Below are 20311 nucleotides of genomic sequence, written 5' to 3'. Positions count from 1 at the left end.
CCCTTGGGGGAATGCAAGGTGGGTATCGTTGCCGCTGACTGCCCGCCGGGTGGGCGGCGGGGCAGCGTTGTGCTCAGAAAGCCCTTGTCAGGCGAGACTCACGAGCGTTTGGACAGGGCGAGACGCAGCAGGTCCGCGACCGTGTTGACGTTCAGCTTCTCCATGATGTTGGCCCGGTGAGCCTCGACCGTCTTGATGCTGATGCCCAGATCGTCGGCAATCTGCTTGTTCAGGCGGCCGGCAATGATCCGTTCCAGTACCTGTTGTTCGCGGCCGGTGAGGCGCGAGAGCAGTTCCTCGGCCTGTTGTTGCTCGCGTTGGCTGCTGGCGTCCTGGCGGGCTTTCGAGAGCATGCGCTCCACCAGCGCCCGCAGTTCCGCTTCGTCGAAAGGCTTTTCGATGAAGTCCATCGCGCCTTTCTTCATCGTGTTGACGGCCATCGGCACATCACCGTGGCCCGTCACGAAGATCGTCGGGATGTTGATCTTCTGCGCGATCAACTGTTCCTGAAGCTCCAGGCCGCTCATGCCGGCCATCCGCACGTCGAGAATCAGGCAGCCTACCTGACGTCGGTCGTAGTGCGAAAGAAACTGTTCGGCGCTTTCAAAGCCGCGCACGTGGTAGCCATTGGCTTCAAGTAGCCAGCGCAGCGAATCGCGCACTGCCTCGTCGTCATCGACAACAAAGACAGTTTCTTGATCGATATTGGTGTTTGGTGTCGTCATAGTCCTCCCCCGGATCCGGATGTCGTATCGCCTTCTAACGGTAACAGAATACAAAAAGTACAACCATTCCGCACGCCGTCGACTTCATTGTTTTCTACCCACAGACGGCCGTGATGCGATTCGATGATCGAGCGGCAGATGTTCAGGCCCATGCCCATGCCGTCCGATTTAGTACTGAAGAACGGTTCAAACAACCGTTCGATGGTGGCTTCGTCCACGCCTGGGCCGTGGTCGGACACCTGAAATTCAATCGACTTGTCGCGTCGCTCAACGTGCAGACGCACCGTCAGGTCGCGCCGCTGGCCGGGCGGCGGCGTATAGCCGTGCATCGCTTCTGCCGCATTCTTCAACAGGTTCACCAGCACCTGTTCGATCAACACCGGATCGACGTAAATCTGTGGCAGTCCTGCCGGCAGCTCGGTCACGATGCGCACCCGGCGCTTGCGCGCTTCGATCTCGGCGAGGCCCACGGCATCCGCCACGATCTCATAGATTGATGACGGTTGACGCTTCGGCTCGCTACGTTTCACGAAAGCGCGAATGCGCTTGATGATCATGCCTGCCCGAACCGCTTGCTGTGACGTCTTTTCCAGTGCCGGCAACAGCGTTTCCGGCGACGTGCGACCCGCGCGTACCAGGGCGGCCGTGCCCATGCAGTAGTTGTTGATCGCCGCAAGCGGCTGGTTCAGTTCGTGTGCGAGCGACGAGGCCATTTCGCCCATGGTCGTCAGACGGCCAGTGAACTGTAACCGTTCCTCCTCCTGGCGTGCCAATTCTTCTGCGTGGCGGCGCGCAGTAATGTCCGTGGCGACCTGCAACTGCGCCAGATGGCCGTCCACCCATTGAATGTACTGGCGACGCACTTCGAACCATTTCTGATGCGTGGGCAGATAGATTTCCTGCGTCTCCGCTGCCGTATCGGTCAGCGATGCCGCCGGCAATCCGGCGAAAGCATCGACCATGTCGATGTGATCGAGCGAGGTGGGCGACAACTCGCCGCCGCCCGAGAGTTCGAGGTGACCTTCCGGGCGCGTGCCGAACAACTGGCGGTAATAGCGGTTGGCAAACAGCAACTCGGCCTTGTCGACCGCAAGCACGGACACCGACGCGTCGAGGCTTTCCAGCACGGTCGTGAAGCGTTCATGCGCAGCGGCGAGTTCTTCACGCGCGCGCTTGGGTTCGCTGATGTCGGTGAGTGACGACATCCAGCCGGTCTGCCGGCCGTGCGCGTCGACGAGCGGGGAGACGAACATGCGCGCGTAGAAGATCGTGCCGTCCTTGCGCTGCACGCGAATTTCAAACCCGTGAGAGGGCGCCTTGCCGCGCAGCGTCATGTCGATGCGCCGCTGCATCTCGTGAATGTCGTCTTTCGGCCAGTACGGGTAAGGCGGCGCCCGGTTCATGAGGTCGGGCTCATCCCAGCCCGTCATGCGGCAAAACGCCGGATTCACATAAGTGATGTGGCCTTGCAGATCGAGTACGCGCATGCCGATCACGATGGAGTTTTCCATCGCGCGCCGGAACGACGTTTCGTTGAACAGCGCCTGCTGGGCTTCGAAGCGCTGGCGTGTGTGCCGCCACAGACTCCAGAGACTCCACAGCACGAAGCACGACAACCCGGCAATCAGCCAGACCAGTGTGTTGTTGACGAAGTTGCCGACTGCCGGATACGAGTAGATTCGCACCGCGAGGCTATGGCCGGGCGGATCGAGCAGCAATTCATAGGAGACGTCGCGCGGCAACGGCGGGCGCGTCGATGTGGTTGCGAGTTCGTTGTTGTGCGTGTCGATGAACGACACCTTGAACTTGTCGCCAAGCTCTTGCGGCAACTCGTGAATCAGCAGGCCTTCCACCGAATAGACCGCACTGATCGTGCCGAGAAATTCACGCTCTCGAAGCACGGGTACCTGTACGACGATGTAACTCGCCCCCGAGGCGTCGTAGATCAACGTGGAGTAGGCCGAGCGCCGGGAGTCTCGTGCGGCGCGAAACGCCACCAGCAACTCATCCTCCATCGGGTGTTGTGCGGTGCCCTGCAAGCGCGAGGCGAATGGCGAGTCGGCGGGCACGGCCCACTTCGGGCGTTGCCCGGCATCGAGCCAGTTCATGAAGACAATGTCTGCATGATTCTGCATCAGCTCGCTGGCCGTGTTCTGGAAGTGCGCAATGTCCTGAGGCTTGGCGGCGGTATCACGCGCGAGGGAACTGATCTGGTCCTGAATGGCCAGCATATTCAGGCGAATCTGCTGCTGCGCCCATGCCACGTTGCGATAGAGGGTGTCCTGTTGCTGTTCGGTCTCACGACGGTTCAGGCTCCACAGGATCAGACTCATCACCACGAGGAAGATCACAATGGAGACGAGCGGCACCAGCAAGTAGTAGTGCGACTCCGCGAACCCTTGCAGCCAGCGGTTTGAGCGGGCGGGCGTGGTGGCGGTCCGGGACGGTGGGGCGGAGTTGGCGAGGCGTGGCGAAAGCATGCCGAGATTGTAGCGCAGGCCGGCCGGTTTCCTGCGCCTTTGCCCTTGCAAGCGCTGCTTTTCGGAAGCGTCCGAGGTTTTCGGTAAGACGCCCGCTCAAAACGCCACTGAGACCGATCGGTACGCCAACAAAGCGTGTTGAGATGGCATCTCCAAGCCCTTGATTTTATGTGCACTGCAACAGAATTTCGCACTATGAAATTTACTATCGTAATCTGAAATTTCGCTTGCGAAGGCAGGAATATCCTTCGTACAATGCCCCGGTAAAAATGCCGGTGGGCCCGTCCATGAAGCGGGTATCGACCATTACGCCAACCCGCTAACGACAGACAAGGAGACACCATGTCCGCCGTACCTGAAGAAGCCCTCAAGATCGTGTCCCCTGCGGACGCCGATCCCCAAGAAACGCAAGAATGGCTGGCCTCGCTCGAAGGCGTGCTGGCTGCGGAGGGCCCGGACCGTGCCCACTACCTGCTTGAGAAGTTGATTGAATTCGCCCGTATCAACGGCGAACATCTCCCGTTCTCGGCGAACACCCCCTACATCAACACCATCCCCGTCGACCAGCAAGCCCGTATCCCGGGCGACCAGGAAATCGAGCACAAGATCCGCTCGTACACCCGCTGGAATGCGATCGCGATGGTGCTGCGTGCCGGCAAGGACACGAACGTCGGCGGCCACATCGCCTCGTTCGCCTCGGCCGCGACGCTGTATGACGTCGGTTTCAACCATTTCTGGCACGCCCCGTCGGACAAGCACGGCGGTGATCTGGTGTTCGTGCAAGGTCACTCGTCGCCGGGCGTCTACAGCCGCGCGTACCTGCTCGGCCGTCTGGAGATGAGCCAGCTCGAGAACTTCCGTCAGGAAGTCGACGGCGGCGGTCTGTCGTCGTACCCGCACCCGTGGCTGATGCCCGATTTCTGGCAATTCCCGACGGTGTCGATGGGCCTGGGCCCGATCATGGCGATCTATCAGGCTCGCTTCATGAAGTACATCGAGTCGCGCAACATCGTGAAGACCGAAGGCCGCAAGGTCTGGGCCTTCCTGGGCGATGGCGAAACGGACGAGCCGGAATCGCTGGGCGCGATCGGCATGGCCGGGCGCGAGCGTCTCGACAACCTCGTGTTCGTGATCAACTGCAACTTGCAGCGCCTGGACGGTCCGGTGCGCGGTAACGGCAAGATCATCCAGGAACTCGAATCGGAGTTCCGTGGTGCCGGCTGGAACGTCATCAAGGTTATCTGGGGCAGCCGCTGGGATTCGCTGCTCGCCCGCGATCGCAAGGGCCTGCTGATGAAGCGCATGATGGAATGCGTGGACGGCGAGTATCAGACGTACAAGTCGAAGGACGGCGCCTATGTGCGCGAGAACTTCTTCAACACGCCTGAGCTGAAGGCCATGGTGGCCGACTATTCCGACGAAGACATCTGGGCGCTGAATCGCGGCGGTCACGATCCGCACAAGATCTACGCGGCTTACCAGTCGGCAACGCAGCACAAGGGTCAACCGACCGTCATCCTGGCCAAGACCATCAAGGGCTATGGCATGGGCGAAGCCGGTCAGGCCATGAACATCACCCACCAGCAGAAGAAAATGCCGGTGGAGTCGCTCAAGAAATTCCGCGACCAGTTCAAGCTGCCGCTCACCGACGACGAAATTGCCGACGTGCCGTACGTCAAGTTCGAAGAAGGTTCGAAGGAGCTTGAGTACATGCGCGCACGCCGCATGGAACTCGGTGGCTACCTGCCGCAGCGCCGCACCAAGGCCGCTTCGCTGCCGGTACCGGCCCTGACCGCCTTCGACGCACTGCTCAAGGCGACTGCCGAAGGCCGCGAGATTTCGACGACGATGGCGTTCGTGCGTATTCTCAACGTGCTGCTCAAGGACAAGGCGCTGGGTCAGCGTATTGTGCCGATCGTGCCGGATGAGTCGCGTACGTTCGGTATGGAAGGCCTGTTCCGCCAGATCGGTATCTGGAGCCAGGTCGGCCAGCGCTACATCCCGCAGGATCAGGATCAACTGATGTTCTACCGCGAGTCGGAGAGCGGTCAGATCCTTCAGGAAGGCATCAACGAAGCCGGCGGCATGTGCGACTGGATCGCTGCTGCGACGTCGTACTCGACGCACGGCGAGACGATGATCCCGTTCTACATCTTTTACTCGATGTTCGGCTTCCAGCGCATCGGCGATCTGGCCTGGGCCGCTGGCGACATGCGCGCCCGTGGTTTCCTGATCGGCGGTACCGCTGGTCGCACCACGCTCAACGGTGAAGGTCTGCAACACGAAGACGGTCACTCGCTGCTGTGGGCGTCGTCGATCCCGAACTGCCTGCCGTACGATCCGACGTTCGCCTTCGAACTCGCCGTGATCGTTCAGGACGGTCTGCGCCGCATGGTGCAGGATCAGGAAGACGTGTACTACTACCTGACCGTGATGAACGAGAACTACGCACACCCGGCCATGCCGGAAGGCGTGGAGCAAGACATCCTGAAGGGGATGTATGCGTTCCGCCGCGGCGTGGACAACAGCAAGGCACCGCGCGTGCAACTGCTGGGTTCGGGCACGATCTTCAACGAAGTGATTGCTGCGGCCGAGATGCTCAAGAACGACTGGGGCGTCGAATCGGATCTGTGGAGCTGCCCGAGCTTCACCGAGCTGTCGCGCGAAGGCAATGACGTGGCACGCTACAATCTTCTGCACCCGACCGAGACGCCGCGCCTGTCGCACGTCGAGAAGTGCCTGAACGATACGCGTGGTCCGGTCATCGCATCGACCGACTACATCCGTACGTATGCGGATCAGATTCGTCCGTTCGTGCGCGGTCGTTACGTGGTGCTCGGTACCGACGGCTATGGCCGCTCGGATACGCGTGAGAAGCTGCGTCACTTCTTCGAGGTGGATCGTAACTGGGTGACGGTCGCTGCGCTCAAGGCGCTGGCCGACGAAGGCACGCTGCCGGCAAGCAAGGTTGCCGAAGCGATCGCCAAGTACAACCTGGATCCGAATAAACCCAACCCGATGACCGTCTAAAGGCCGCTTCGCGCGGCAGAAGTGTCCGCCAGCCGCCCCCCAGCGGCAGGCGGACGCGCGCCGCACGACAAGCGCAGCCTCGAGGAGACTGTGGAAAATGAGTCAAGTGATCGAAGTGAAAGTCCCGGACATCGGTGACTTCAAGGACTTGCCCGTGATCGAAGTACTGGTCAAGGCGGGTGACAAGATCGACGCCGAGCAGGCGCTGATCACCCTGGAGTCGGACAAGGCCACGATGGATGTGCCGAGCCCGGTGGCCGGTGTTATCAAGGCACTGAGCCTGAAGGTTGGCGATGAAGTGTCGGAAGGTTCGCTGATCCTGACGCTCGAGACCGTCAACGGTTCGGGCGCACAAACCAACGGCGCTGCTGCCCCGGCCGCCACGCCTGCCGCTGCACCGCAAGCCGCCCCTGCCGCAGCTGCGGCACCGGCGGCTCCGGCACCCGCAGCACCGGCCGCGCCGGCTGCCGCTGGCGGTACGAGCAAGATCGACGTGAAGGTGCCGGATATCGGCGGCTACGACGACGTGCCCGTGATCGAAGTGCTGGTCAAGGTGGGCGACACCGTGACGGCCGAGCAATCGCTGGTCACGCTGGAATCGGACAAGGCGTCGATGGACGTGCCGAGCCCGGCCGCTGGCGTGGTCAAGGAAATCAAGGTCAATGTCGGCGACAAGGTCTCCGAAGGTTCGTTGATCGTCGTGCTCGAAGGTGCCGCCGCGGCACCGGCCAAGGCCGCTGCTGCCCCGGCACCCGCACCGCAAGCCGCTCCGGCCCCGGCTGCACCGGCCGCACCGGCGCCCGCCCCGGCGGCTGCCGCAGCACCGGCGCCCCAATCGGGTGGCCAACCGATCAGCCATGCCAGCCCGTCAGTGCGTAAATTTGCGCGCGAACTGGGCGTGGAAGTCACGCAGGTCAAGGGCACCGGCCCGAAGGGCCGTGTGACCGTCGACGACGTGCGCAACTTCATCAAGAGCGCGCTGGCCGGCGGTAATCGTCCGGCGGCCGCTGGCGGTGCGCCCGCAGGCGGTGGTGAGCTGAACCTGCTGCCGTGGCCGAAGATCGACTTCTCGAAGTTCGGTCCGGTCGAGCCGAAGGCGCTCTCGCGCATCAAGAAGATTTCGGGTGCGAACCTGCATCGCAACTGGGTCATGATCCCGCACGTCACGAATAATGACGAAGCGGACATCACCGAACTCGAAGCTTTCCGCGTGCAATTGAACAAGGAAAACGAGAAGGCTGGCGTCAAGGTCACGATGCTGGCGTTCGTCATCAAGGCCGTCGTGATGGCCTTGAAGAAATTCCCGACGTTCAACGCAAGCCTCGACGGCGACAACCTCGTCTTCAAGCAGTACTTCCATGTGGGCTTCGCGGCCGACACGCCGAACGGTCTGGTCGTGCCGGTCGTGCGCGATGCCGACAAGAAGGGCGTGTTCGAAATCGCCCGCGAGACGTCGGACCTGGCCAAGCTCGCCCGCGAAGGCAAGCTCAAGCCGGATCAGATGCAAGGCGGTTGCTTCTCGATCTCGTCGCTCGGCGGGATTGGCGGCACCACGTTCACGCCGATCATCAATGCGCCGGAAGTGGCCATTCTGGGTCTGTCGCGTTCGTATCAGAAGCCGGTGTGGGATGAGCGCAAGCAACAGTTCCTGCCGCAACTGACGCTGCCGTTGTCGCTGTCCTACGATCACCGCGTGATCGATGGCGCAGAGGCAGCTCGCTTCAACGCTTACCTGGGCCAACTGTTGGCGGACTTCCGTCGCGCAATGCTGTAATGGCGGTGCTGCCGGCCCACGCGTAAGCGCAGGCCGGTAGCCGGAAGCCAGCCATGGCAAGCGCAAGCTTCGGAATCTGGACGAGGAGGGGCACCATGACCACCGTGGTAGTCGTCAGGAAAGCGGGTGAAATCGCGATTGCCGCCGATTCACTCGTGACGTTCGGCGACACGCGACTGTCGCAGTCGTACGAGGAAAACCGCAAGGTGTTTCTCGTGGGCGACTCGTATATCGGGCTGGCCGGTACGACGGCGCATTTCCCGGTCATGCGTGCCATTCTCTCGGGCATGAGCGACGAGTGCCGTCTGCACTCGCGCGATGAGGTGTTCCGCACGTTCTGCCGCGTCCATCAGAAGCTCAAGGAAGAGTATTTCCTCAATACGAAGGAGGAAGAAGACGATCCGTACGAGTCGTCGCAGATCACTTGCGTGATTGCGAATCCGACCGGCATTTACGGCGTTTATTCCTACCGGGAAGTGTTTGTTTTCGATCGCTTCTGGGGCATCGGCTCGGGACGCAACTATGCGCTCGGCGCCATGTATGCCCTCTACGATCAGGATCTGAGCGCAAGCGCCATCGCCGAGGCCGGCGTCAAGGCGGGTGCGGAATTCGACAAGAGTTCTGCCGGCCCGTTTCAGGTGCACACGTTTCCGATCGATACCACCATCAAGTCATAAATGCGACAGGGAGACCCCGCATGAGTCTCATTGAAGTCAAGGTGCCGGATATCGGCGCAGAGGGCGTGGATGTCATCGAAGTGATGATCAAGCCCGGCGACAAGGTCGCCAAGGATGCGTCACTCATCACGCTGGAGTCCGACAAGGCCTCCATGGAAGTGCCCTCGGAAGTGTCGGGCACGGTCAAGGAAGTGAAGATCAAGGTGGGCGACAAGGCGAGCCAGGGCACGCTGATCGCCATCATCGAAGCTGAAGATGCAGGCGCTGCGAAAGCCGCTGCACCGGCAGCCGCTCCCGCAGCAGCACCGGCAGCAGCTCCGGCAGCGCCCGCTGCACCGGCCCCGGCAGCCGCCTCGCATAGCGGTGGTGCTGACACCGAGTGCGAAGTGGTTGTGCTGGGCGCTGGCCCCGGTGGCTATTCCGCAGCATTCCGTTCGGCCGATCTGGGTCGCAAGACCGTGCTGATCGAGCGTTACGCAACGCTCGGCGGCGTGTGCCTGAACGTGGGCTGCATTCCCTCGAAGGCGCTGCTGCATACGGCGGCGGTTCTCGAAGAGGCGCAGTCGCTGGGTCACCACGGCATTTCGTTCGCCAAGCCGGAAGTCGATCTCGACAAGCTGCGTGCGTACAAGGACAGCGTGGTGGGCAAGCTCACCGGCGGTCTGGCCGGCATGGCCAAGATGCGCAAGGTCGAAGTGCTGCACGGTGTGGGCACGTTCCTTGACCCGAACCATGTCGAAGTCGTCGCCGCTGACGGCAGCAAGCGGGTGGTGAAGTTCGCTCAGGCGATCATCGCTGCCGGTTCGCAAGCCGTGAAGCTGCCGTTCCTGCCGGAAGATCCGCGCATTGTCGACTCGACCGGTGCGCTCGAACTGCGCCAGTTGCCGAAGAAAATGCTGGTCATCGGCGGCGGCATCATCGGGCTGGAAATGGCGACGGTGTACAGCGCACTCGGCACCGAAATCGATGTCGTCGAAATGCTCGACGGCCTGATGCAGGGCGCTGACCGCGATCTGGTCAAGGTCTGGGAAAAGATGAACGCGAAGCGCTTCGGCCGCGTCATGCTCAAGACCAAGACGGTGGGCGCGGAAGCCAAGGCTGACGGGATTTACGTCAAGTTCGAAGGCGAGGCCGCACCGACCGAACCGCAGCGTTACGACCTCGTGCTGGTGGCCGTCGGCCGCAGCCCGAACGGCAAGAAGATCGGTGCCGAAAAGGCAGGCGTCTCGGTGGGCGATCGCGGTTTCATTTCGGTCGACAAGCAGATGCGCACGAACGTGCCGAACATCTTCGCGATCGGCGACATCGTCGGTCAACCGATGCTGGCGCACAAGGCCGTGCACGAAGCGCACGTTGCTGCTGAAGCGGCGGCGGGCGAGAAGGCTTACTTCGATGCGATTCAGATTCCGTCGGTGGCTTACACCGATCCGGAAGTGGCATGGGCCGGCAAGACCGAAGACCAACTGAAAGCGGAAGGCGTGAAGTACGGCAAGGCCGTGTTCCCGTGGGCCGCTTCAGGTCGTGCGATCGCCAACGGTCGCGACGAAGGCTTCACCAAGGTGCTGTTCGACGAAGAAACGCATCGCATCGTCGGTGGCGCGATTGTCGGGACGCACGCAGGCGACCTGATCGGCGAACTCTGTCTGGCCGTCGAGATGGGCGCTGACGCGGTGGATATCGGCAAGACGATTCACCCGCACCCGACGCTCTCGGAGTCGGTCGGCATGGCAGCAGAGATCTACGAAGGTGTTTGCACCGACGTGCCGCCGCCGCGCAAGAAGTAAGGTAGTCGGCCACCGGCTTGAATGCCGGGCCGAAAAAAACCGCCACGCCTCTCTCGAGGGTGGCGGTTTTTTCTTTCCGGGCACCGCAAAAAGAAAACCCGGCGCGGGGCCGGGTTCGAAAGGTACCTGCGGTACCGAGGAGACAACGGGTGTCGCGGCGTCCGGTGGGACTACCGCGATCAATTCTCAAACGTCCCTCGTACTACAGACAGGACGCAGACGATTACTTCTTGGCAGCGGTCGCGGCGCGCGAGGCTTGTGCAGCAGCCTTCGTTGCAACGTTGGTCGCGGCAGCAAAGTTCGTTTCAGCGATTTCAACGGCTTGCTTGGTTGCCTTCTGCACGCTGTCGAATGCGCTGTTGGCAGCGGACAGGGCCGACTTGGCGAGTGCAACTGCCGACTCCGAACCGGCCGGTGCGTTCTTGGCCAGGTTGTCGAACAGCACTTGCACATTCTGCGAGCTTTCGGCCAGTTGGGCTTCAGCCACCTTGGTCACTTCGGCTTGCGTCGACGAAGCGATTTCATACAGGTGACGGCCATATGCGAGTGCCTTTTCGGCAGCCGGCTGGACGAGGTTGGCTTGCAGAGCGAGCAATTCTTGCGCGTCCTTCACAGCGAAAGCCTTTTGCGCGGTCGAAGCGGATTCTGCCAGCGATGCCTTCACGGCTTGCAGGTTCAGTTCGACGAGCTTTTCAACGCCTTCAAAGGCTTTGTTGGTCAGGCCAAACAGGGTTTCGAGGTTGGCCTTGTGGGCGGCAGCGAGTTGCTCGGGGGTCAGAAACGACATGGCGTTCTCCTATGGTGTCATACACAACATATCGACCCACTCCGTGTTCGCTTTGTTGGTTCTCACCTTATTTCGGTGAAAACACGGTTGGGGCCTTCTCAAGTGGTGCAATGTTCTTTGTTGCATCGCACAATTGCAAGTTTAGAGATATTTTTGTCGCTGTCAAGTCTTTTTTGTGCGGCGCAACAATTCAACAAAAGCTTACTAAATCAAACGGTTGAGACGCACGTGACAGTTGCATGACACCGCGCTGCGGCGAAATCCGGTGCCTCCTTGGAGAGCCTTAATTGGTGCGGCTTTGCACCGATTGGGGGCGCGGCGAACCCGGCGCGGCGATGGTACTATCGTCGGGTTCCGGCACTGGCGGAGCGGTCACTCGCGGCAAAAATCCGAAGGGTTTTTCTAATCGGCGGCGGGGGTGGCGCGCGCCGGTGCCGATGTCGTTCAACGCCTTTTGCGTGCCGCGTCTGTCGGCCAATCGTGTCGATGCAAGCGTTTTACAGCGACCATTTCGTCCTGCCGCTGCCCCCCGGGCACCGCTTTCCCATGCAGAAGTACGCGCGCCTGCGCGAGCGCGTTGCGTCTGAGTTGCCACAGGTGACGCTGACGGAAGCGCTGCCCGCCGACGACACGATGTTGCGCAGAGTGCACTCGGCCGACTACGTGGTCCGCGTCAGCACAGGGGCACTCGATGCCAAAGAACAACGCGATATCGGCTTCCCGTGGTCGACGCAGATGGTCGAGCGTTCGCGCCGTTCCGCCGGGGCGACGGTCGCCGCTTGCCGGGCGGCGCTGACCGACGGCGTCGCCGCGAATCTGGCCGGTGGCACCCATCACGCCTATGCCGATCGTGGCGAAGGATTCTGCGTGTTCAACGACGCCGCCGTCGCCGCCCGCGCCATGCAAGCCGAACTCAGCCCCGGCACCCGCGTGGCGATCATTGATCTCGACGTCCATCAGGGCAACGGTACGGCGGCGATATTCGAGCACGACGCCAGCGTGTTCACGCTGTCGATGCATGGCGAACACAATTACCCGTTTCACAAGGCCCGTGGCGATCTCGACGTGGCGCTGCCCGACCGCTGCGGCGACGACGAGTATCTGATTGCGCTCGGCCACGCGTTGACGGACCTCTTCGCACAATTCACCCCGTCGCTCGTGATCTATCTCGCTGGGGCCGATCCCCTGGAAAACGATCGACTGGGGCGCCTGGCGCTTTCGCATGACGGTCTGCTCGCCCGAGACCGCAAAGTGCTGACAGCTTGCGTCGAGCGCAGCTTGCCGGTCGCCATTGCGATGGCCGGCGGTTACGGGCGCGACATCGAGCAGACGGTCGCCGCCCATTTCGCTACCCTCCGGCTGGCCAGCCAATTCCAGCGCACCGGCCGCCGTCTTCTGGACGTGTCCGTGCACGACATTCTCGTATGACCGAGCGACAGGCAGGCCAGAGCGCCGCACCCCGTGCGGCGCCGGGCGTGACTCCTTCCGCATCACCGACCGGGCGCGCGGCGATCTGGGCAGCCACCATGCCTTGGTGGTTCGTTCTGATCTGGAGCACGGGCTTCATCGTGGCCAAGTACGGCATGCCGAATGCCGAACCGCTGACGTTTCTCACGTGGCGCTACGCCGGCACGCTGGCCGTGATGCTCCCCATTGCGTTGTTGACCGGCACGCCCTGGCCGCGCCGCAAGGTTGAGGGCAGGGATGGGGTGAACTGGGCGCTGTACGGTCACCTCGCTGTCTCGGGCATTCTCATTCAGGCGGTTTATCTCGGCGGCGTCTGGGCTGCAATCAAGCACGGCGTGCCGGCGGGATTGGCCGCGCTGATCGTCGGCATCCAACCGCTGCTGACGGCGTTGTTCGCGAAGGTCGTCGGCGAGCCGGTATCGCGGCGGCAATGGCTCGGTTTGTTGTGCGGCTTTGCGGGTGTGGGCCTCGTGGTCGCCAACAAAGTCGGCGTGCGCGGTGTCGGCCCGGCGGCGATTGCGCTGTGTGTATTGAGTCTGGTCGCCATCACGGCGGGCACGCTCTATCAGAAGCGCTTCTGTGCCCAGTTCGATTTGCGCGTCGGCACGATTGTCCAGTTTGGCGCTGCCTTTCTCGTGACGTTGCCCGCAGCATGGCTGCTCGAGACCATGCAGGTGCGCTGGAACGCGGAAATGTTCGGCGCACTGGCCTGGTCGATATTGGCACTCTCGATCGGCGCTATTTCCTTGTTGTTCCTGTTGATCCGGCATGGCGCGGCGACCAAAGTGTCGAGCCTCATGTACCTGACGCCGCCCACGACGGCCGTGATGGCCTGGTTGCTGTTCGGCGAGACGCTCTCGCCGTTGAGTGCAGCGGGCATGGTGGTGGCAGCGCTCGGCGTGGCCCTCGTTATCGAACGGCGTTCGGTATCGGCCTCGACAGACGTGAAGACGTAAAGACACAAAGACATCGCGACGTAATCCGTCCAAAACCAGACAACCAGAGACCTCATGAAACACGATCATCAGGGCGGGGAGGCCCCGCAAACCGCGCACGTGCACGAGCCCGTTGTGTCACACGCAAGTGACGCCACCCCTGACGGGGCGGGCGTCGCCGCCGGAGTTGGGGAAAGTACGCCCCCGGCGCTTGTCAACGACTTGACGGCCTTGCGCGTGGAACATGTCGACGAGGCCATTCGCAGCCGCCGGTCGATTCGCGCGTTCCTGCCCACGCCGGTGCCGCAGCAGACCGTGGCCGACATGCTTTCGGTGGCATCGCGGGCGCCGTCGGGCAGCAACATCCAGCCGTGGCAAACCTACGTGCTTACCGGGAAATCGTTGACCGCACTCACGACGCGCTTGCTCGACACGTTCAACGATCCGGCGCAGCGCCTGATGCACGACGAAGAGTATGCGTACTACCCGCGCGAATGGACCGAGCCGTATCAGGGCCGGCGTCGCAAGGTGGGGTGGGACTTGTATGGTTTGCTTGGCATCGGACGTGAGGACAAGGCGCGCATGCATGGTCAGCATGGGCGCAACTTCAATTTCTTCGATGCCCCGGTCGGGTTGATTTTCACGATCGACCGGCATCTGGAGCAGGGGAGCTGGCTGGACTACGGCATGTTCCTGCAAAGCTTCATGGTGGCGGCCCGCGCGCGAGGTCTCGATACGTGTCCGCAGGCGGCCTTTGCCATGTATCCGCGGGTGATTGCCGAGGTATTGCGCTTGCCGGAGTCGCGCATGGTGGTCTGTGGCATGGCGCTGGGGTATGCCGACCCGGATGCCGCCGAGAACCAACTTGTCACCGAGCGTGCGCCGCTCGACGACTGGGCGCACTTTTTGAACTGATGAAACACAGGACTTTTGCGTTTCTTGGCATTTTGTGGCGATCGTTAGATTTATCGGGTTGCGCTGCACAAAACTGCCAGATGCCGGATTAAGTATTTCAGCTAAGTCATTCATATTGCTTATTTTTTGGGAAGTTACTAAACTTCTCCCAAACTCGTTGCCTGCCAACCTTACGCTACTCCCAATCTATGTACGCGATCACCACCCTTGCACGTTTGTGCCGCGCCCGCCTCTGGGGTGCTGCCGTCGTGGCGATCTCGCTCGCTGCCGGTGCGCCGGCCGTCGTCTACGCAGCCGGTAAGACGAGCGAGTGCTCGCCGAAGACTGCCAAGACTGCGGCTCAAAAACGCGCCTGCGCGAACGCCAAGCCCGTCGCAAAAACCAGCAAAGCCACCGCCAAACGGGCGGTTGCCACCACTGCCTCGCGCGATACCAAAAGCGCGACCAAGGCCGGTGGCAAGGCACGCAAGCTTGCAGCCGTCGACGACGACGGACCTGCGGCCAAACGCGTTGCCGTCAAACGCGTCGTCTTCAAGAATGGCAAGCGCCATGTCGTGACGTCGTATCGCACCGTCAACTTCGCACCGCAAGCCCCCGAGCGTCTGTCGACCGGTCGTGCATTCGGTCTGCATGAAGCGCCGGATGCCCTCGCACTGCGTTCGTCGGTGGCCTACGTGATTGACGAGCGTACCGGCGAATCGCTGTTCGACAAGAATTCGCAAGCTGTGCTGCCCATCGCTTCGATTTCGAAGTTGATGACGGCGATGGTGTCGCTCGATTCCGGCATCCCGATGACGGACGCCATGGAAGTGACCGACGAAGATCGCGATTACGAGAAGGGCACGGGGTCGCGTTTGTCCGTCGGCTCGCGCCTGTCGCGTGAAGACATGCTGCACATTGCGCTGATGTCGTCGGAAAACCGCGCGGCAGCGGCGCTCTCGCGCTACTACCCGGGTGGACGCCCCGCCTTCCTGGCAGCGATGAATCGCAAGGCCAAGGAACTCGGCATGAACGACACGCACTTCAATGATCCGACCGGTTTGTCGAGTCAGAACGTGTCGAGCGCGCGTGACCTCGTGAAGATGGTCAAAGCTGCGTATCAGTACCCGATGATTCGTCGCTTTTCGACCGATACCAACTACGACGTCAACACTGGCCGTCGCGAGTTGCATTACGCGAGCACGAACCATCTGATCGGTCATCCGGGCTGGGAAATCGGCCTGCAAAAGACGGGTTACATCAACGAAGCGGGTCAGTGCCTCGTGATGCAAGCCAACGTCGACGGCCGTCCGGTCATCATGATTTTGCTCGACTCCACCGGCAAGTACTCGCGTTTTGCCGACGCCACGCGCGTTCGCAAGTGGTTGCTTGAAGGTGGCGGCACGGCGCCGCAACGCACGGCGGGTAACAACCCGACCGCGCAAGTGGCGACCAACGGCGCCCACGCGCTGTAAGCCATGCTTCACTGACGCGCTGTGCGCGTAGGTGCCAAAAAAGGCGCTCCCTCGGGAGCGCCTTTTGTTTTGTGCGCGCGAAATTGCACTTCGGATGCCGTAGTAACGCATCGTCGCCACATCTCACATAAGTCGACGCCCGATTGTCAAAGCCTGGGGCCGGTGGTCATCTAACCTTCCGGCTGGCAGTGGCGGTGACGACGAAACCGCGTCGACAACGTCACGGGCAACATTGATGACATGAGCGTGCGGAGGCGGTATGAGTCTTGGATGGATCAATGCGTTGGCGGACGTGGAGGCGCGCATCATGACGGATCAGCACGCTGGTCCGCCCGTACGGACCCAGCGAAGCATGGGGCAGATTTACGAGCATATCGCCACGAATCTCAAGTACGCGAAACAGCGTGCGATCGACGCGGATGGCGATCGTGCTTCGTCAGGCATGGTGAGCGAGATCGACGCCTTCGATGCGCGTATTCAGGCGCGCATTCGGCAGTCGGCCAAGCGCAGCGATTTCAGCATGTTGCGCGGTATGCGCGGTGACGGGTTCAACCGCTCGGTGCGTGGGCAGTGGGATGTGGCGAACGCGTCGTGCCTGACGTCATCCGCGCGGCGACTGCACGCGTTTCTGCTCGATGTCGATAGCCGCAGCGAGGCGATCCTGTTGCGGGCGACGGTGTATCAGGAGCGGGTCGCTGCGTCGATGGCCGCTCACTTGCTCGCGCGAGATAACGCAATCTTCGAGCAAGCCTATGCGGCGCTGGTGCAGGATCTGGTTGCCGTCTCCGGAGGCGTCGTCAGCACGTATGACGGCATTGCGCAGATGCAATCCGAAATATCGGACATGGCCGGCATGGCATCGAATATGGCCTCACAGATAGCGTCCCTGCTGCCACCGGGTGAGGCGCCTCCACCCTATGCGCCACCGTCGCCACCGTCGCCACCGTCGCCACCGTCGCCACCGTCACATATGGCGTCACCACCGCCACCACCGTCGCTACCGACGGCCCCGGCACCCGACACCCGGTTGTGATGACGCGATGACGCCGTCCGTGCGATTACTCGGCTGCGACCCCGTGCGATGCCATGTGGCCGGCGTCACGGCTAGGGGCGTGAAAGCCCAACGACGCCGAGATCTGGAGCGCGGTCTCGTTCAAATTGACGAGCCACGCGTCTTGAAGCCGGTCGGCTGGTGCCGAGAGCGACAACCCCGCGACAAGCTTGCCGCTGTCGTCGTAAATGCCGGCCGCGATGCAGCGCACACCGAGTTCAAGTTCTTCGTTATCGCGTGCGTAGCCCGATTTGCGCACGTGGCCCAGTTCACGTTCGAGCTTCTGCAAATCGGTAATGCTGTTGCGCGTATGTCCCGACAGACCGGTGCGTGTGGCGTAAGCGCGTACACGTGTGGCTTCATCGGCCGCCAGAAACAGCTTGCCGACGGACGTCAGATGCAAGGGAGCATGGCCGCCGATGGCGCGCACGACCTGCATGCCCGATCGCTCGCTGTAGGCCCGTTCGATGTAGACGATTTCATCGCCCTGACGGACCGACAAATTGACCGTCTGCCCGGTGATGCGGTGCAGGCCGCGCATCGGCGACAGCGCTGCGTCGCGTACCGACAGGCGCGCTTTAACGAGATTGCCGAGTTCGAGCAGACGCATGCCGAGCCGGTAGGTACCCGGGTCGCAACGGTCGACAAAGCGGCAGGCCACCATGTCGTTGAGGATGCGGTGTGCGGTGGAGGGATGGAGTTCGGTGGACTGTGCCAACTCCTTGAGGCTGACGGGATCGGCATGTCCGGCGAGCGCATCGAGCAAACGCATCATGCGCTCGATCACCTGAATGGACGTGCGCGACTCCGCGCCTTGACTGCTGTCGTCTTTCATGGGGTAGGGCCGAGTTTCGTATAGCGTCGATTCTATATCATATGGTGAAAAATTCGCAGGACTTCCCGTAGAGGAATCTTGCGAAAAGCAGAAGGAGGCGATGGGATGGAAGCAATGAACGCCCTTCAGGCGAGCCGGCTGCGCCCACGTACGGGCGCATGGCGGGCACACATCGGGATGACGGTTGCCGCGCAAGGGACGTGTGGGGCTGCCTTCGCGAGAGACGTTCGCAAATGCCTTCAACGATGCCGGCACGAGGTGCCGGTGTCGTTCCCGGTGCGGGTGCCACAAACCATTCGGGACGCCGGACGCTTTTTGGAAGACGATCTGCGCGCCGTCATGGAACAACTGGCGCAGCCCGATCGGTGGCAGGGACATCATGCCCCGCAACTCGGGGCAGTGGTCGCGGCGCTCAATACCATTGATGCGGAGGTGTTTCGTCTCGGCGAAACCAAGGACTGCGCCTCGTGGCGAGACATGCTGCGCAAGGGCGGCATGGGCAGCATGACCAACATGGTCAGCGTTCGGGGCCAACTGGACCGGACTCGCCATCTCACGCGCACTGCCAAAGCCCTGTTCGACGAACTGGTCTGCATGCAGATCACCACGCACGGGCTGCGCTACGCGTTGCAATGTCGAGGTCTCGACTGGCGCCATGCACCCAACGACTACCTCACGCCTGCACGCAGCACCGAGTGGATTGCGCAACATGCCGCCACCGACGGCGTCAACATGGCGCGTCAGGCGTTGCTGATCGCGTTTGCTGCGGGCCAGCGCGATAAGCGTGAACGGATGCTGGCATCGTTCAGCGGCATCGCGAACGTGCATATGCAGTTGGCGTCGCTATGCGAGCAAAGCGCGAGCGCGATGGACCGCATTCGCGATGATGCCCGGCACAACGAATGGAAATCGCGGGAGTGTGTCGATATTGCGCAGGGCGCTGATCTGTTGATTGATCGCCGGCAGAGCGAGATGACGGGTAACAGTGCCGCTGCATTACCAAGGTTACCAAGGAGAGATGCGTCATGACGTACTTGGCAAGTCACCCTGGTTTAGCGACGACGGGAATGGGGGCGCTGCGCTTACTGAAGGTGAAGGCGAGCGCTGTCAACACCCGTCCGTCGCGACCCGGCGATCTGACGTTGGACAACACGAAGGCTACGGCGGGGGCAGTGGGTTGTTCGATTGCCGGGAAGCGCGATGTCATTGCCGCGCAATTCGTTGCGTTGGCGAATACGAAGCAGGGCATGCACAAAGACGCGGCCGATGTCGAAGCGCTGCAAAAGAAGTTCGAGCGAGCCTATGCAAAAGCGACGTCGGGATATCTGAAGGGGGGAATGTGGGACGGGTGCTGGCGATACGCGGAGATGAAAGGAAAGTGGTGGCCGCACTATCTCGTCGCCCATCAACTCGACGTGACCGACATTGACCAACTGACCCCCTCGGCCAAGCGTTTCACGTTGATTCTGGATCACATGAGCGAGGCGCTCTTGCAGGAGCAGGAGGCATTGGCCAAGTGCAGTGAACTCGGGTTGCTGAAGGCGGAAGACAAAGCACTCGAAGCGCAGGGCGGCGAGGCCGAATGGGCGGGGCGTGAGCGCACGGCGATCCTCAGCCGGAAACGGGTCATCGAGATTGCCGAGCATCGAGACAATGCGCGCAAAGCCCTTGCGCGGGCCAGCGAGCAGGTGTGGCCCGACAAGAAGCACTACGGCAGACGGCTTGCCATTTCCGGCGGTCTTTATGGCGTTGCCGCCGCGGTTGGCGTCATCGGTCTTGCCGTTGCGAGTTTGGGCGTGGCCATCGTCGCATTTGCCGTCACGCTGGTGCTTCGGGTGGTGAGTCTCGGCAGCATCCGAGGCTACGACCGCGAGCGAAGCTGGAAGTCGGCCGAGAGCCTGCTCGAGGCGACCAAGGAATTCATCAACTGTGAAGGAGACGCAATGAAAACCGAGATCTGGCTGGCCCACTCCGATGTCATGTCCCGTCAACTCAACATGATTTGGGATGGGCAACAGCGTATGAGTGGCGATCTTCAGCAGACGCAGCGGACGCTGGAAAATCTTGCGACGAAGCACGATGTGTTTGCCAGCGACATGAACAGCAAGATGGATGGCTTGCGCGAAGACATGCGAAGTCTCGCGCGAGCGACGGGCGTCCATCCGTCACCGTTCAGAAGCGGGGCATTGAATCCGGTGTCGAGTCCGTTTCCAAGTCTGCCTTCGACGCCATTGTCGAGTACCTTTTCGACCCCCGTGGGTACGCCGCCACGGGACCGCCCGGCGCCGCTGGTGCGAGCGCTTTCTTGTAGTCAACTGACTTTCGACGCCAGCCGTCTCGCCTGACGCCGCGTCCTGCTTTCGCATGCGGGAATCCACGCTGGGCCACCTCGGCCCA

At 61.8% G+C, this 20311-nt stretch carries 15 protein-coding genes; 11 read left to right on the top strand and 4 right to left on the bottom strand.

The window, feature by feature from the left end; translation table 11 throughout:
- Window positions 1-98: 98 nt before the first annotated feature.
- Both CDV44_RS10925 and CDV44_RS10920 read right to left on the bottom strand, forming a co-directional pair.
- A complete protein-coding gene (locus CDV44_RS10925; protein WP_058379242.1) occupies window positions 99-725 on the bottom strand; it encodes a response regulator transcription factor in 627 nt (208 codons plus the stop codon).
- Entirely contained in the window at window positions 722-3205 is a 2484-nt protein-coding gene (locus CDV44_RS10920) for a PAS domain S-box protein (RefSeq protein WP_058379241.1), read from the bottom strand. The genes CDV44_RS10925 and CDV44_RS10920 overlap by 4 nt, the downstream gene beginning before the upstream one ends.
- 342 nt (window positions 3206-3547) lie before the next feature.
- On the opposite strand from CDV44_RS10920, the gene aceE reads away from it, so the two are divergent.
- From aceE to lpdA, 4 genes are all read left to right on the top strand, one after another.
- Window positions 3548-6235 (top strand): pyruvate dehydrogenase (acetyl-transferring), homodimeric type, encoded by a 2688-nt coding sequence (gene aceE / locus CDV44_RS10915; protein WP_058379240.1) that lies wholly within the window; start codon window positions 3548-3550, stop codon window positions 6233-6235.
- Window positions 6236-6332: 97 nt separating this feature from the next.
- Window positions 6333-8009, top strand: coding sequence for a dihydrolipoyllysine-residue acetyltransferase (gene aceF / locus CDV44_RS10910; protein WP_087688096.1), 1677 nt, complete (start codon window positions 6333-6335; stop codon window positions 8007-8009).
- Window positions 8010-8104: 95 nt separating this feature from the next.
- On the top strand, window positions 8105-8686 hold the full coding sequence (locus CDV44_RS10905; RefSeq protein WP_058379238.1) for an MFS transporter: 582 nt from the start codon (window positions 8105-8107) through the stop codon (window positions 8684-8686).
- A 20-nt stretch (window positions 8687-8706) separates the two neighbouring features.
- A complete protein-coding gene (gene lpdA, locus CDV44_RS10900) occupies window positions 8707-10470 on the top strand; it encodes a dihydrolipoyl dehydrogenase (RefSeq protein WP_087688095.1) in 1764 nt (587 codons plus the stop codon).
- Between the two features lie 223 nt (window positions 10471-10693).
- Here lpdA and CDV44_RS10895 read toward each other — a convergent pair whose 3' ends face one another.
- A complete protein-coding gene (locus CDV44_RS10895; RefSeq protein WP_087688094.1) occupies window positions 10694-11257 on the bottom strand; it encodes a phasin family protein in 564 nt (187 codons plus the stop codon).
- A gap of 486 nt (window positions 11258-11743) precedes the next feature.
- Between CDV44_RS10895 and CDV44_RS10890 the strand changes: the two genes are divergently transcribed.
- The 5 genes from CDV44_RS10890 to CDV44_RS28020 all read left to right on the top strand — a co-directional run bounded on the left by CDV44_RS10890 (window position 11744) and on the right by CDV44_RS28020 (window position 17061).
- Window positions 11744-12685: a histone deacetylase gene (locus CDV44_RS10890; protein ID WP_087688093.1), complete on the top strand. Its 942-nt coding sequence runs from the start codon at window positions 11744-11746 to the stop codon at window positions 12683-12685.
- Between the two features lie 98 nt (window positions 12686-12783).
- Window positions 12784-13680, top strand: coding sequence for a DMT family transporter (locus CDV44_RS10885; RefSeq protein ID WP_249277559.1), 897 nt, complete (start codon window positions 12784-12786; stop codon window positions 13678-13680).
- Between the two features lie 54 nt (window positions 13681-13734).
- Entirely contained in the window at window positions 13735-14574 is an 840-nt protein-coding gene (locus CDV44_RS10880; protein ID WP_087688091.1) for a nitroreductase, read from the top strand.
- A 188-nt stretch (window positions 14575-14762) separates the two neighbouring features.
- On the top strand, window positions 14763-16028 hold the full coding sequence (gene pbpG, locus CDV44_RS10875; RefSeq protein WP_087688090.1) for a D-alanyl-D-alanine endopeptidase: 1266 nt from the start codon (window positions 14763-14765) through the stop codon (window positions 16026-16028).
- A 259-nt stretch (window positions 16029-16287) separates the two neighbouring features.
- Window positions 16288-17061 carry a hypothetical protein gene (locus CDV44_RS28020; RefSeq protein ID WP_170935951.1) on the top strand — a complete coding sequence of 258 codons (774 nt, stop codon included), beginning with the start codon at window positions 16288-16290 and terminating at the stop codon, window positions 17059-17061.
- A gap of 25 nt (window positions 17062-17086) precedes the next feature.
- Here the strand turns inward: CDV44_RS28020 and CDV44_RS10860 are convergent, their stop codons facing one another.
- Window positions 17087-17914, bottom strand: coding sequence for an IclR family transcriptional regulator (locus CDV44_RS10860; RefSeq protein ID WP_087688088.1), 828 nt, complete (start codon window positions 17912-17914; stop codon window positions 17087-17089).
- Between the two features lie 105 nt (window positions 17915-18019).
- Here CDV44_RS10860 and CDV44_RS10855 point away from each other — a divergent pair, with 105 nt between their 5' ends.
- Together CDV44_RS10855 and CDV44_RS10850 are read left to right on the top strand one after the other, a co-directional pair.
- Window positions 18020-18943 (top strand): hypothetical protein, encoded by a 924-nt coding sequence (locus tag CDV44_RS10855; protein WP_141118718.1) that lies wholly within the window; start codon window positions 18020-18022, stop codon window positions 18941-18943.
- On the top strand, window positions 18940-20259 hold the full coding sequence (locus tag CDV44_RS10850; protein WP_141118717.1) for a glycerol-3-phosphate acyltransferase: 1320 nt from the start codon (window positions 18940-18942) through the stop codon (window positions 20257-20259). The genes CDV44_RS10855 and CDV44_RS10850 overlap by 4 nt, the downstream gene beginning before the upstream one ends.
- Window positions 20260-20311: the final 52 nt, after the last annotated feature.

This window comes from Pandoraea sp. PE-S2R-1 (assembly GCF_002179865.1).
Taxonomy (GTDB): domain Bacteria; phylum Pseudomonadota; class Gammaproteobacteria; order Burkholderiales; family Burkholderiaceae; genus Pandoraea.
This window is presented reverse-complemented; position numbering and strand designations above follow the sequence as displayed.